Source organism: Mesorhizobium terrae (assembly GCF_008727715.1).
In the GTDB taxonomy this organism is placed as follows: domain Bacteria; phylum Pseudomonadota; class Alphaproteobacteria; order Rhizobiales; family Rhizobiaceae; genus Mesorhizobium; species Mesorhizobium terrae.
Window position 1 is genome coordinate 1,984,422 of record NZ_CP044218.1, and the last position, 13,239, is coordinate 1,997,660.

Genomic DNA, 13,239 nt, shown 5'->3' on the forward strand with positions numbered 1-13,239 from the left:
GACGACAGGCCGGGCCACGCGCCCGGCTTTTGTTTTTCGACAAAAACGGGAACGATCGGCCTGACAGGTCGTTTTCGACGGGCTGTCGCCATGCTGGATGCGACACCATCGTGACGCCATGTCGCAGCTGTGATATGTGCGGCCTGAACCCTATCTAGCCGAAATCGTAACAGTCCACGCCAGATCGCTATGACCCTTTCGCTCGACATCACCGATGGCAACACGCGTGCCGCTCTCGCCGCCCGCGCCGGCACGACCCAGAAGGCGTCGCTGATCGGCCTTGGCCGCGCCGAAATGGCCGAGGCGCTGGTCGCCGCCGGCATCGTGCCGGAAAAGCAGGCCAAGATGCGCGTGCAGCAGCTCTGGCATTGGCTTTATGTGCGCGGCGTTTCCGAATTCTCGCAGATGTTCAACATCTCGAAGGATCTGCGCACCGCTCTCGACCAGCATTTCGCCATCACGCGGCCCGAGATCGTCGAGGAGCAGATTTCTTCCGACGGCACCCGCAAATGGCTGTTCCGTTTCCCACCGCGCGGCGCCGGCCGTCCGGTGGAAATCGAGACGGTCTATATCCCCGAGGAAGGGCGCGGCACGCTGTGCATTTCCAGTCAGGTTGGCTGCACGCTGACCTGCTCGTTCTGCCATACCGGCACGCAGAAGCTGGTGCGCAACCTGACGGCGGAAGAAATCCTGACGCAGCTGATGACCGCTCGTGACCGGCTGGGCGACTTCCCCGACCGCGACACGCCGGCCGGCGCCATCGTGCCGGCCGAGGGCCGCAAGGTCTCGAACATCGTCATGATGGGCATGGGCGAGCCGCTCTACAATTTCGAGGCGGTGAAGCAGGCGCTGCTCATTGCATCCGATGGCGATGGGCTGGCTTTGTCCAAGCGCCGCATCACGCTGTCCACCTCCGGCGTCGTGCCCGAAATCTTCCGCACCGGCGAGGAGATTGGCGTGATGCTGGCCATTTCGCTACATGCCTCCAACGACGATTTGCGCGATCTCCTGGTGCCGATCAATAAGAAGTACCCGCTGAAAGAGCTGATCGACGCCTGCCGCAAATATCCGGGTCTTTCCAATGCGCGCCGCATCACCTTCGAATATGTGATGCTGAAGGACGTCAACGACAGTCCGGAAGATGCCAAGGCGCTGGTGCAGCTGCTCAAGGGCATCCCGGCCAAGATCAACCTGATCCCGTTCAATCCCTGGCCCGGCACCAACTACCAGTGCTCGGACTGGGAGACGATCGAGAAGTTCGCCGACTTCATCAACAATGCCGGCTATGCCTCGCCGATCCGCACGCCGCGCGGGCGCGATATCCTGGCCGCTTGCGGCCAGCTGAAGTCGGAATCGGAGCGGATGAAGAAATCCGAGCGCCTGGCGCTTGAGGCGATGATGATCGCAGGGCACGGCGAGTGAGCCGCTTCGCGGCCTATTTCGTCCGTTGCCTCGTCATCCTGTTCGGCTATGCGATTGCCGCGCTGGCGGCGAGTGCCTTCATCAATGTGCTGTTTCTCGGCTCGGCCGGCTTCACGGCTGAGGAAACCCGTTTGATGGCGAACGGCCCATTGGTGGTGACCATACCGCTGCTTTCCTTGTTCATAGGCTATTTCGCCTTTGCGCCGTCGGCGCTGCTCATCCTGTTGTCGGAAGTGCTCGCCCGCCGTGACTGGCTGTTTTATGCGCTGGGCGGCGGCGTGGTTGCCGCGGCCATTATCGGCTTTTCGCGCCAGTCCGGCGATCCGGATTTCATGATCACCGGTACGCGCGTCATTCTGGCGCTGATTGGCGCCGGAATGGTCGGCGGCATTGTCTACTGGTTTTGCGCGGGACGGTGGGCGGCAAGCTGGTGGCGGGACGACAATCCGCCTACTTCGCCTGGGCCGTCAGGATCTTGAGCGCGAAGGCCGAAAATACCCCGGCAAACAGATAGTCCACCACGCGCGTGACGCGCGGGCTGGCCTTCATCGCCGCCGAGAATTTCTCCGCCGCGAACACCATCGGCGCGGTCACCGGAATGGACAGCACCACGAACATCGCGCCGAGGAAGAACAGCTTGCCCGGCGCGTTGGGATCGTGCGCTGAGACGAATTGCGGCAGGAAGGTCATGAAGAACAGGATGATCTTCGGGTTGAGCAGGTTGACGCCAAGTCCCGCCGCCCAGGCGCGGGCAAGTGAAATCTGCGGCCCAGCCTTCTTTTCCGGCGAAAAGGCCGAGCCCCTGGTGACCGCCTGCCAGGCGAGAAAGACCAGATAGCCGGCGCCGAAGATCTTCAAAACGAAGAAGGCCATCGGCGAGGCGACGATCAGCGCCGAAACGCCGACCACAACCAGCGATGTGTGGATCAATGTGCCCGACAATGCGCCGGCCATTGAGGCGAAGCCGGCGGCGCGGCCCTGGCTCAGCGTACGGCTGACGAACAGGGTCATGTCCGGTCCGGGCGTAATCGCCAGGATGAAGGTGGCGATGGCGAATTGGATCAGCGTGGTGTTGTCCGGAACAAAGGACATGGAAAGGCTCCCAGCAGCAGGCAAGCCGAGCCATAGCCGATAAGCTTGTACCGCTCCAGAGACAGTTGCCTGGGGCTATCGACCCAGGCGTTTCAAAGGCGGGCGCACGGAGACGGTGGTTTCCATAGCGTCCTCGACGATTTCCGGGCCAAAGTTGGCTTCGATGATCTTGCCGAGCGGCTGAGGCCGGCCAAGCAGAAAACCTTGCGCTTCGTTGCAGCCTTCCTGTTGCAGGATGGAAAGCTGGATTTTTGTCTCGACGCCTTCGGCGAGCACCGGGATCTCGAGGCTGCGCCCGAGAGCCAGCACGGCGCGCACGATGGCCTTCGCCTGCGGGCTTTGTTCGATGTCGCCCATGAAGGAGCGGTCGAGCTTGATCTTGTCGAACGGGAAGGAACGCAGCGTGTCGAGCGAGGAATAGCCGGTGCCGAAATCGTCGATGGCAATCGTAACCCCCAGTGCCCTGATCTGGCGCAGCGCATGCAGGGTTCGCGCCTTGTCGGCGATGATGGCGGATTCCGTCAGTTCCAGCTCAAGCCGGCGCGCCGGCAGGCCGGTCTCCAGCAGGATTTCGTGGATCAGCTTCGGCAGGTTGCTGTGCGACAGCTGCTTGGGCGACAGGTTGACGGCGACCTTGTGTCCGTTGTGCCAGCCCGCTGCCTGCCGGCATGCGGTGCGCAAGACCCACTCGCCGATGGCCTGGATCGAGCCGTTTTCCTCGGCGATCGGGATGAATTCCGACGGAGGGATCATGCCACGCTCGGGATGGCGCCAACGCAGAAGCGCTTCGTAGCCGGTCACTTCGCCGGTCAGCACGGAAGCCTGCAACTGGTAGTGGAGCGCCAGATCGCCGCGGTCGATGGCATGGCGCAGATCGTTGGCGAGCGCGCGCCGGTCGCGGGCCGCCTCGTCCATGGCCGATTCGTAGAAGCAGACCGCCTGCTGCACGTCCGCCTTGGCGCGGTACATGGCAAGGTCGGCATTGCTCACCAGTCGTTCGCTGTCTTCGCCATCGAGCGGGTAGACGGCGACGCCGATGCTGGCGCCGGTAACGATCTCGAAATCGTCGAAACGCAGCGGCTGAAACAGCGCCTTTTCCAGTCGCGCCACGAAGTCGAGCAGGTCGCTTTGCTCGGTGAAACGCTTGATGGCCGCGAATTCGTCGCCACCGAGGCGCGCCGTGAATTCGCCGTCCTTCAACAGGCGCGCCAGGCGGCGCGCCACCGTCTTCAGCGCATGGTCGCCGGCTGCGTGGCCACGCAGATCGTTGATTTCCTTGAAGCGGTCGAGATCGATGCCGATCACCGCGACCTTGGTGTCGTCGGTTTCGGCGGCCCGCTCGATTTCGTTGACCAGATAGTCGGTGAAGCTGGTGCGGTTGGGCAGGCCGGTCAGCGCATCGTTGAGAGCGAGCTGCTGCAAGCGCTCGTAATTCTCGAAGCGCATGCGCTCGTCGATGAGGTAGCTGACGGCGCCGGTGCCGGCGATCAGCAAGCCGACGATCGCCACGGAAACGGCCATCGCTTCGAGGACGCTGGGATTGGTGCCACCGGTGACGAAGGACATCGGTGTCACCGAAACCGCGGCCATGCCGGTGAAGTGCAGGCCGACGATCGCCAGAACCAGAACGCCGGTTCCAATGAAGAGTGCATTGCGGCTTTGTCCGCGCACCCACTGTGCCAGCGCCACTGCGCCGAAGGCGATTGCGATCAGAACGGAAGCGGTGACATAGGCGCTGTCCCACTCGACGATACCGGCAACGTGATAGGCGGCCATGCCGGTATAGTGCATCGCAGAGATCGCCAGGCCGACGATGGCGCCGCCGACAGGCGCCATGTAGCGGCCACCACTGGTTGCGCAGGCGAAGCCGAGCCCGGTGCCGATGATGGCGATGATCAGCGAGGCCATAGTCAGAAGCGGTTCGAAGAAGATCGGCGCGCCGGGATCATAGGCCAGCATGGCGACAAAATGCGTGCACCAGATCGACGAGCCGGCGGCAACCGCCGTCAAAACCAGCCAACCCTTGGCCTGGATGCCATCGGTTTTCCTGGTGCGCTGGAAAAGGCCGGAGGTGACCCAACAGCCGGTGACGCACAGGAAAGCGGCGAGCAGGACGAGCCACAGATTATGTTCCGTGGCGATGCAGGAGATGACGCGCATCTGGATCAGAGGACCTTGGATGGGAGGCGATCAGGAAAGCCCGGGTCAATTACCGGTTGAATCGTGAAGGCAGACTTAACCCGGTGGAGTTTGCGGCGCCGCGCGACTGAATCGGCCTCGCACTTGCGCAAGTACAGTCAATGAAACCTTTCGACCGGGTGGCGGGTGCCTGGGCTGAACGTCGCCAACGCCATGCATTTTGGCGTGCCTGGCCGCTTCCCCCCGGATCGGAACCGCACTAATAGTGCTGCCGCAAAAATGCGGTTCTGGCCAAGCGCAAGAAGGTTACCCTCCAAGATGACCAAGTGGAAAGACGTCAAGAAGGTTGTGCTCGCCTATTCCGGCGGCCTCGACACATCGATCATCCTGAAGTGGCTGCAGACCGAGCTCAATGCAGAGGTCGTCACCTTCACCGCCGACCTCGGCCAGGGCGAGGAGCTGGAACCGGCGCGCAAGAAGGCCGAGATGCTCGGCATCAAGGAGATCTTCATCGAGGACGTGCGCGAGGAGTTCGTCCGCGACTTCGTCTTCCCGATGTTCCGCGCCAACGCCGTCTATGAAGGCGTCTACCTGCTCGGCACCTCGATCGCCCGTCCGCTGATCTCCAAGCATCTCGTCGAGATCGCCAAGAAGACCGGCGCCGACGCGATTGCCCACGGCGCCACCGGCAAGGGCAACGACCAGGTCCGCTTCGAACTGTCGGCCTATGCGCTGAATCCCGACATCAAGATCATCGCACCGTGGCGCGACTGGTCGTTCAAGAGCCGCACCGATCTGCTCGACTTCGCCGAGAAGCACCAGATCCCGGTCGCCAAGGACAAGAAGGGCGAGGCGCCGTTCTCGGTCGACGCCAACCTTCTGCACTCGTCCTCCGAGGGCAAGGTGCTGGAAGATCCGGCGGTCGAGGCGCCCGAATACGTGCACATGCGCACCATTTCGCCCGAGGCCGCGCCCGACAAGGCTACCGTCATCAAGATCGGCTTCGAAAAGGGCGATGCCGTCTCGATCAATGGCGAGCGCCTGTCGCCGGCGACCCTGCTTGCCAAGCTCAACGACTACGGCCGCGACAACGGCATCGGCCGTCTCGACCTGGTCGAGAACCGCTTCGTCGGCATGAAGAGCCGCGGCGTCTACGAGACCCCCGGTGGCACGATCCTGCTTCAGGCGCACCGCGCCATCGAGTCGATCACGCTCGACCGGGGTGCCGCGCACCTCAAGGACGAGCTGATGCCGCGCTATGCCGAGCTGATCTATTACGGCTTCTGGTTCTCGCCCGAGCGCCAGATGCTGCAGGCGGCAATCGACCTCAGCCAGAAGGACGTCGAGGGCGAAGTGACGCTCAAGCTCTACAAAGGCAACGTCATGGTCATCGGCCGCGAGAGCGCGAAGTCGCTCTATTCGGACAAGCTGGTCACCTTCGAGGACGACCAGGGCGCTTACGACCAGAAGGACGCCGCCGGCTTCATCAAGCTCAACGCGCTGCGCCTGCGTACATTGGCGGCCAGAAACCGCCGCTGAACGTGCGCGGCACCGCTCTGTGCCTGACCGGTCTGGCTCTGCTTGCCGCGGAGCCAGCCGTCGCACAGGAATTCGACCCCGGCAGCCTCGATCTTCCGGCCCTGATTGAATGCCGGGCCGATGTGCCGGCCTATAATGGTTTCGCTTTCTGGCTGACCGGAGAAGCAGGTGCCGCCGAAAAGCTCGGCTGGCGCAAGGTCGACAGCAACAATCCCTTCCTGGCGCAATACGAACTGGAAAAACCGGTCGCGGTCTTTGGCGCGCAGGCGAAAAGCATCGTCTTTACGTCCAGCGGGCCGATGGCCGTGCTGGACGGCGTGGTGGCTGCGGACGTTGCAAAGAAGCTCGGCATTCAGCCGCTGATTTCCAGCCCGCAGAAATTCCTTGGCGAGAAAGTGGTATCGGACAAAACCGAGAGCGCCGAAGGCGTCACCTTCGCCACGCGTATCAGCCTCAATGTCTCAACCGTCGAGACGCATCCCGGCAAGGTGCTGGCGGGATGCTCCTACAAGATCGAAGTCCAGTAGGAACTGCTTTCGCGCACCGGATTGTCCGTGAGGGGTAAACTCAACAACTCGTTTGGGTATGTAGTGCAATACACGGGCGCTTCGGCTTCTGGATCGCCGGATTCTTCGCATTGACAAACGCAATGGGGACATTCCTTTTGACCCGGCGTTTCTACGCTTTTCCAGATTGGACTATTATTCAGACGAGGGGGACTATCCATTGCGAAAGAAGTTTCGCCCATTGTTGGCGGCAATCGCTGTTCTGTCAGCCTGCCAGATTTCTCTTGCGGGCGACAAACCGGACATCAAGGCCGGCATGGACCAGTGTATGAAGAGTTATGCTGTCTTTCCGCTGTCCGCGAAGGAAGAATTCAGAACCTTCATGGGCGTGTCGAAGGAGCGCGCGCCCGCGGTTTTCTGCCAACGCCTGGTCAAAGCCATGGCGAGCGGACGTATCACCTATTCCGACATCAACCGCCTTCAGGAAAACCGGCATAGCGAGGTCTGGAAGGTCATAAAGGGGCGCTAAGGTCGGCACCGCCCCGAAAATGTAGAGGTTCAAGCAAGGGCCTGCTTGGAAACAAGGCCCTCGCTTGAATCGCGTGGCTACTTAGTTGGCGATCCGCCTTGCGAATTCCGCCAGGCCTTTCTGGTAGACGGACGCGCGGTTCCAGTCGTTCCAGACACGGAAATTCACCTCGCCGGGGCCATAGCCGCCGCCGGCGACCCAGCCATGGCCTTTCAGGAAGTTGGCGGTCGAGGCCAGCACGTCAGCGCGCGAATGGATCAGGTCGCGGCGGCCGTCGCCATCGAAGTCGACGGCGTATTGCAGATATTTGGATGGCAGGAACTGCGTCTGGCCGAGTTCGCCGAAACCGGCGCCCTTCATCTGGCTGGCGGCGATATAGCCCTTCTGGGCAATTTCCAGCGCCGAATCGAGTTCGTTGGTGAAGAAGGCCGAGCGGCGGCAGTCATAGGCCAGCGTCGCCAGCGGGCCGAACACGCTCTTGTTGCCCGAATTGGCGCCAAAGCCGGTTTCCATGCCCCAGATGGCGAGCACGACTTCCGGCTGGACGCCGTAACGGTCTTCGATGCGCTTGAGCAGGCCCGCCTGCGACTTCATGTAGCCCTTGGCCTTGGAGACGTAGGAAGCGGGCGCCCGGCGCGCCAGGAATTGTTCGACCGAACCGGAGAACGCTTTGTGCTGGCTGCGGTCGATGCGGATGACGCCGGTGTCGTATTTTATGCCGGCCAGCGGGCCGGTATCGATGCCGCGGCGCGCCGCGTCGGACTTGTAGGCTTCGACCCAGGCCGCGAAGCCGCTGCCATCCTTGCCGCATTTGCCGGCAGCCTGGGCTCCGGTCGCCGCTGCTACAACAGCCAGAACCGTGGCCGCAAAAACCTTCCCCTTGGCAAGCAATGCCATTCTCGTCTCCTGGTTGCCTGAATCACCTCGTCTGCGCGAATTTACAGCGAAAAACCGGCTTGTCACCGCTATTCGCGCAACTCCGCCATATCCGGCTAAGAGGCTAGAACCCGCCGTCGATCAAGCGTTTTTTGACCCTCCGGCATATTTCGCCGGCGGTTGTGTTCATTGGGAAACGGATTTCAGGGCGCGCGCGAACCTTCGAAACCTAATCCTAAGCTCCTGCGCCTAGCTTTCGGACACACCAAAAGGAGGCCTTATGGCCATCGATCCCGCTGCCTTCGAAGCCTACCGCTCGGGCCCGAACGGAAAGACGACGCTGCCGCGGCTCGTGCTCGGCACGGTCATCATCCTTTTGTTCTGGGGGCTTTCGACCTTCGTCGCGATCTATCTCGGCATGCACCTGCTCGAAATGCCGCCGCTTTCCGTGCTGCCCGAGGGGGAGGACCCGGCGGCGTTCTTGGCATCGCCCGCCGGAATACTCATTTCGCTTGGCACGTTCTCCGGCATCTGGGCCGGCGCGTGGCTGGTTATGCGATGGGTCCATGGCGAACCGCTCTCCGCTCTCTTCGGCACCAGCCGCCGCATTTCGCGGTCTGGTTTCTTGAAAGGGCTCGCCGCCGTCGTCGTGACCTCCCTCCTGTCCGAGATCCTGCTCTATCTGATCAACCCCGGTATCTGGCGTGGGTCGATCGCGTTGGTTTCCTGGCTGCTGGCGCTGGTGCCCATTGCGCTGTTGGCATTCATCCAGACATCCTCGGAAGAACTGCTGTTTCGCGCCTACCTGCCGCGCGGACTGGCCAAGAGGTTCCGCAGCCCGTTGATTTGGGCGCTGCTGCCGACGCTCGTTTTCACCGCCCTGCACTGGGGTGCCGGCGCGACGCCGGCGATGAATGCCGCCGGCCTCATTTCGATCGGTGCCTTCGCCGCTGTTCTGATGATGCTGGTTTATGTGACGGGCAATCTCGGTGCCGCCTTTGGCGCGCATCTCGGCAACAATCTGTTCGGCTTCCTGCTGATTTCGCACCAGAAGAGCCTGGGCGGGTTTGCCCTGTTGGAGGCAAGATCGCTGGAGGATGCGAGCTGGGCCGGGCTCGATGCCGTGCTGATCGCCGGCATCGGCATCGTCTCTAGCCTGCTCACCGCGGTGCTGCTGCTCCATCCACGTTCGCCGCTCAGGGTTGGGCCCGACCACGGCATCGGAAAATAGGTTCTGGCCTAGACGTGCACTTCGCCGAAGCCGCTTTCGCCGGTGTCGTCCTGCGTTCGCAGGCAGGCGTAAAGCAGCCAGAGGAAGAACGCGGTCACCGCCGCAAGCACGAACAGGCCCGGGATCGGGCCGAGATTGGCGTTGGTCACCACGTCCTGGAACGATTGGGAAATGCCGAGGCTGTTTCCCTCATGCTGCAGTTTCGGCGTCGAAATCTTCAGCACCCATGCCGCGAGCAGGATCAGGAACATCCAGATGTAGTTGCGGCGCAGGCGTCGCGACAACGCATCGCCGGTCGAGATGAAGAAGCGCGGCTCGCGCAGGTTCTGGCCGAGAATCTGCTGCCAGTTCGCGGAAGCATCGGGCACCGGCGAGAAGGCCTGGGCGAAATAGTGGCGTTCGAACTGCCGCACCCGGTACCGATAGACGTCGAAGAAGCGATAGCGACGCGCTTCGATCATCAAAAGAAGATAGACCAGAAGCATGGCGAACAGCAGCACGCCGTGATGGGCCGTGGCGGTCGACAGCGAGACCGACAACAGCGCGGCAACGACGGTGATCGCCCAATTGGTGGTGTGATCGATGCGCTCGCGCCATCCCGCCATGCGGGCGATCTCGGCGCGATAATAGTGGACGGCGGCGGTGACCGCTTCCGAGCGGGTTTCCGGCAACGACGGTACCGGTATCGGGGTTGTATCGTGGGTCATGGCGGTCTCCTCCTCGCTCCTCAGGGTAGAAAGATAGAGCGCCGTAGCCGCCGAACATCCCCGTTTGCCTTGACTCCCGGCGGTTTTTGCTGTCAAAGGCCCACAACTTCCGCGACGACCATCTTCGCGAAAGCCGACCGGGACGTGGCGAGCGCCGCAAGATGCGCTCCAGACCGATCCCGGAGGCCAACACCCGGCAGCGCAGCGCGCCCCCGGGTGCTTTTTGGTTTTGGGCCATCGCGCTCCGGCTTTGCTTGGATGATCGGGGCGGGCGCATTACTTCTCGGGTCTGACCACTCGGGATCGAAGGAAGTAGCATGTTCGAATCGCTGCAAGAGCGACTTGGCTCAATTCTGAACGGCCTCACCGGCCGCGGCGCGCTGTCGGAGGCCGACGTCTCGGCAGCGCTGCGCGAAGTGCGCCGTGCGCTGCTCGAAGCCGACGTCGCGCTTGAAGTGGTGCGCTCGTTCACCGACAAGGTGCGCGAAAAGGCCGTTGGCGCGGCGGTGCTGAAGTCGATCAAGCCCGGCCAGATGGTCGTCAAGATCGTCCATGACGAGCTGGTCGAGATGCTGGGCGCCGAGGGCGTTGCCGTCGACCTCAATGCGCCGGCGCCGGTCGTCATCATGATGGTCGGCCTGCAGGGTTCGGGCAAGACGACCACTTCGGCCAAGATCGCCAAGCGGCTGACCGAGCGCCAGGGCAAAAAAGTGCTCATGGCTTCGCTCGACACGCGCCGCCCGGCCGCGCAGGAACAGCTGCGCCAGCTCGGCGAGCAGACCAAGGTGGCGACGCTGCCGATCATCGCTGGCCAGACGCCGGTCGACATCGCCAAACGCGCCGTGCAGGCGGCCAAGCTTGGCGGCCATGACATCGTCATCCTCGACACCGCCGGCCGCACGCATATCGACGAGCCGCTGATGGTCGAAATGGCCGACATCAAGAAGGCGTCGACCCCTCACGAAATCCTGCTCGTCGCCGACTCGCTGACCGGCCAGGACGCCGTCAATCTCGCCAAGAATTTCGACGATCGCGTCGGCATCACCGGTTTGGTGCTGACCCGTATGGACGGCGACGGCCGTGGCGGTGCGGCACTCTCCATGCGCGCCGTCACCGGCAAGCCGATCAAGCTCATCGGCACCGGCGAAAAGATGGACGGGCTGGAGGAATTCCATCCCAAGCGCATCGCCGACCGCATCCTCGGCATGGGCGACATCGTTTCGCTGGTCGAAAAGGCCGCCGAGAACATCGACGCGGAAAAAGCCGCGGCGATGGCCAAGAAGATGCAGTCGGGCAAGTTCGACCTGAACGATCTCGCCGACCAGCTTGGCCAGATGCAGAAGATGGGCGGCATGGGCGGCATCATGGGCATGATGCCCGGCATGGGCAAGATGAAGGACCAGATGGCCGCGGCCGGCATGGACGACAAGATGTTCGGCCGCCAGCTCGCCATCATCTCGTCGATGACCAAGGCCGAGCGCGCCAATCCCGACGTTCTGAAACACTCGCGCAAGAAGCGCATCGCCGCCGGCTCCGGTACCGATGCCGCCGAAATCAACAAGCTGCTCAAGATGCATCGCGGCATGGCCGACATGATGAAGGCGATGGGCGGCAAGGGCAAAGGCGGTGGCATGATGCGCGGCCTGATGGGCGGCCTTGCCAACAAGATGGGCCTTGGCGGCATGATGCCCGGCATGGGCGGTATGCCGGACCTGTCCAAGATGGATCCCAAGCAGCTCGAAGCGCTGAAGAAGCAGGCGGAGGCGGCCGGCCTCGGCGGCGGGCTGCCCAAGGGCCTTCCCGGTGGTTTGCCGGGCCTCGGCGGCGGCGGATTGCCCGGCCTGCCGGGCGGGCTGAAGCTGCCGGGTCTGGGCGGTCCGGGCGGATTGCCCGGTTCGGCCAAGAAGAAGTGAGGCAGGGATGAGCGACGACGTGACCATGGACGACGCCCGGACCCAGCTCGCCGGCTACCGCGCCTCGATCGATAATATCGATGCGGCGTTGGTCCATATGCTGGCCGAACGTTTCCGCTGCACCAAGGCGGTCGGCGTGCTGAAGGCCACGCACGGCCTGCCGCCGGCAGACCCCAAGCGCGAGACCGAGCAGATCGAGCGGCTGCGTCGCCTCGCCAAGGAAGCGCATCTCGACCCCGATTTCGCAGAAAAATTCCTGAACTTCGTCATCCGCGAAGTGATCCGCCATCACGAGCAGATCGCAGCGGAAAACGGCGCAAGCAAAACCGGCTGAACCCGGCCGTAACCCGACCAACGAGAAACAGAGCTTTAGGAGAAATAAAATGTCACTGAAAATCAGACTGGCCCGTGCGGGCTCGAAGAAGCGTCCTTACTACCACATCGTCGTTGCCGATGCGCGCTCGCCGCGTGACGGCCGCTTCATCGAAGCGATCGGCGCCTGGAACCCGCTGCTGCCGAAGGACGGCGAGCGCGTCAAGGTCGACGCCGACCGCGCCAAGCATTGGCTGAGCAACGGCGCGCAGCCGACCGACCGCGTGCTGCGCTTCTTCGACGAGGCTGGCATCGCCAAGCGCGAAGCTCGCTCGAACCCGAACAAGGCGGAGCCGGGCAAGAAGGCGCAGGAACGCGCCGCTCTTCTGCAGAAGGCCCAGGAAGCGGCTGCTGCTGCCGCGGCCAGCGCCGCTGCTCCGGCCGAGACGAGCGCCGAGTAAATTTCGCCAATCTGGCGCAGGCAAACGGCGGGTCGAGAGGCCCGCCGTTTTGCATTTATCAAGCCACGGGGTCGGCGAACGGGGTATCAGGCTTGCTGACATAGAAAATCGCCATCCGCGCCGGCGTACCCGCGCTTAGATTGCGGCCGGTCATGGCTATGTGCGGTGGCTCGACAAAGACTTCGCCAGCCTTCACCTCCACTGGCGTCCGTCCATCGAGCTCCAGCGTGAACGTGCCTTCCAGCATGTAGACCGTCACGGGGTGCCGGTGGCTGTGACGGGGTGTGCAATCGCCTGGATCGAGCCTGGCCAGCAGGACCCGTATTTCCTGCATTTCCTCCATCGGCATACCGGTCGTTTTCTCGCGGTGTACGACCGAGAGCTTCGCGGCGCCCGACAGTTGCGCCGAGGTGGTGATACCGACGGTCATGCCCGCGATGGCATCCCTGGTGGCCATTGTCTTGTGCATCGCCTCCTCCATCGTTGCTGAATGAAGGCTAACGCGGGACCGG

General features: G+C 62.9%; 14 protein-coding genes. 9 read left to right on the forward strand and 5 right to left on the reverse strand.

Annotated elements, in window-relative coordinates; genetic code table 11:
- Nucleotides 1-189 precede the first annotated feature (189 nt).
- Both rlmN and FZF13_RS10825 read left to right on the forward strand, forming a co-directional pair.
- Nucleotides 190-1,422, forward strand: a complete 1,233-nt coding sequence (gene rlmN / locus FZF13_RS10820) for a dual-specificity RNA methyltransferase RlmN (RefSeq protein ID WP_024923148.1) — start codon at nucleotides 190-192, stop codon at nucleotides 1,420-1,422.
- Nucleotides 1,419-1,901 (forward strand): hypothetical protein, encoded by a 483-nt coding sequence (locus FZF13_RS10825; RefSeq protein WP_024923147.1) that lies wholly within the window; start codon nucleotides 1,419-1,421, stop codon nucleotides 1,899-1,901. The genes rlmN and FZF13_RS10825 overlap by 4 nt, the downstream gene beginning before the upstream one ends.
- On the opposite strand, the gene FZF13_RS10830 is transcribed toward FZF13_RS10825, so the two are convergent.
- Both FZF13_RS10830 and FZF13_RS10835 read right to left on the reverse strand, forming a co-directional pair.
- Nucleotides 1,873-2,514, reverse strand: coding sequence for a LysE family translocator (locus FZF13_RS10830; RefSeq protein WP_024923146.1), 642 nt, complete (start codon nucleotides 2,512-2,514; stop codon nucleotides 1,873-1,875). The two genes, FZF13_RS10825 and FZF13_RS10830, sit on opposite strands and share 29 nt — an antisense overlap.
- A gap of 75 nt (nucleotides 2,515-2,589) precedes the next feature.
- A complete protein-coding gene (locus tag FZF13_RS10835; RefSeq protein WP_024923145.1) occupies nucleotides 2,590-4,674 on the reverse strand; it encodes a putative bifunctional diguanylate cyclase/phosphodiesterase in 2,085 nt (694 codons plus the stop codon).
- A gap of 297 nt (nucleotides 4,675-4,971) precedes the next feature.
- Here FZF13_RS10835 and FZF13_RS10840 point away from each other — a divergent pair, with 297 nt between their 5' ends.
- The 3 genes from FZF13_RS10840 (at nucleotide 4,972) to FZF13_RS10850 (ending at nucleotide 7,227) form a co-directional block, all read left to right on the forward strand.
- A complete protein-coding gene (locus tag FZF13_RS10840; RefSeq protein WP_024923144.1) occupies nucleotides 4,972-6,192 on the forward strand; it encodes an argininosuccinate synthase in 1,221 nt (406 codons plus the stop codon).
- Between the two features lie 2 nt (nucleotides 6,193-6,194).
- A complete protein-coding gene (locus FZF13_RS10845; protein WP_024923143.1) occupies nucleotides 6,195-6,719 on the forward strand; it encodes a hypothetical protein in 525 nt (174 codons plus the stop codon).
- A 199-nt stretch (nucleotides 6,720-6,918) separates the two neighbouring features.
- Nucleotides 6,919-7,227 carry a hypothetical protein gene (locus tag FZF13_RS10850; protein WP_036255028.1) on the forward strand — a complete coding sequence of 103 codons (309 nt, stop codon included), beginning with the start codon at nucleotides 6,919-6,921 and terminating at the stop codon, nucleotides 7,225-7,227.
- An 81-nt stretch (nucleotides 7,228-7,308) separates the two neighbouring features.
- Here FZF13_RS10850 and FZF13_RS10855 read toward each other — a convergent pair whose 3' ends face one another.
- On the reverse strand, nucleotides 7,309-8,124 hold the full coding sequence (locus FZF13_RS10855; protein ID WP_024923141.1) for a lytic murein transglycosylase: 816 nt from the start codon (nucleotides 8,122-8,124) through the stop codon (nucleotides 7,309-7,311).
- Between the two features lie 259 nt (nucleotides 8,125-8,383).
- On the opposite strand from FZF13_RS10855, the gene FZF13_RS10860 reads away from it, so the two are divergent.
- Complete coding sequence (locus tag FZF13_RS10860; protein ID WP_024923140.1) at nucleotides 8,384-9,334, forward strand: CPBP family intramembrane glutamic endopeptidase; 951 nt, start codon at nucleotides 8,384-8,386, stop codon at nucleotides 9,332-9,334.
- Nucleotides 9,335-9,342: 8 nt separating this feature from the next.
- Here FZF13_RS10860 and FZF13_RS10865 read toward each other — a convergent pair whose 3' ends face one another.
- Nucleotides 9,343-10,041, reverse strand: a complete 699-nt coding sequence (locus tag FZF13_RS10865; protein ID WP_024923139.1) for a DUF2270 domain-containing protein — start codon at nucleotides 10,039-10,041, stop codon at nucleotides 9,343-9,345.
- Nucleotides 10,042-10,358: 317 nt separating this feature from the next.
- Here FZF13_RS10865 and ffh point away from each other — a divergent pair, with 317 nt between their 5' ends.
- The 3 genes from ffh to rpsP are packed head-to-tail and all read left to right on the forward strand — an operon-like array spanning nucleotide 10,359 to nucleotide 12,727.
- Nucleotides 10,359-11,954, forward strand: coding sequence for a signal recognition particle protein (gene ffh / locus FZF13_RS10870; RefSeq protein ID WP_024923138.1), 1,596 nt, complete (start codon nucleotides 10,359-10,361; stop codon nucleotides 11,952-11,954).
- Between the two features lie 7 nt (nucleotides 11,955-11,961).
- On the forward strand, nucleotides 11,962-12,288 hold the full coding sequence (locus tag FZF13_RS10875; protein WP_024923137.1) for a chorismate mutase: 327 nt from the start codon (nucleotides 11,962-11,964) through the stop codon (nucleotides 12,286-12,288).
- A gap of 49 nt (nucleotides 12,289-12,337) precedes the next feature.
- Nucleotides 12,338-12,727 (forward strand): 30S ribosomal protein S16, encoded by a 390-nt coding sequence (gene rpsP, locus FZF13_RS10880; protein ID WP_024923136.1) that lies wholly within the window; start codon nucleotides 12,338-12,340, stop codon nucleotides 12,725-12,727.
- A 58-nt stretch (nucleotides 12,728-12,785) separates the two neighbouring features.
- On the opposite strand, the gene FZF13_RS10885 is transcribed toward rpsP, so the two are convergent.
- Entirely contained in the window at nucleotides 12,786-13,196 is a 411-nt protein-coding gene (locus FZF13_RS10885) for a cupin domain-containing protein (protein ID WP_024927546.1), read from the reverse strand.
- Nucleotides 13,197-13,239: the final 43 nt, after the last annotated feature.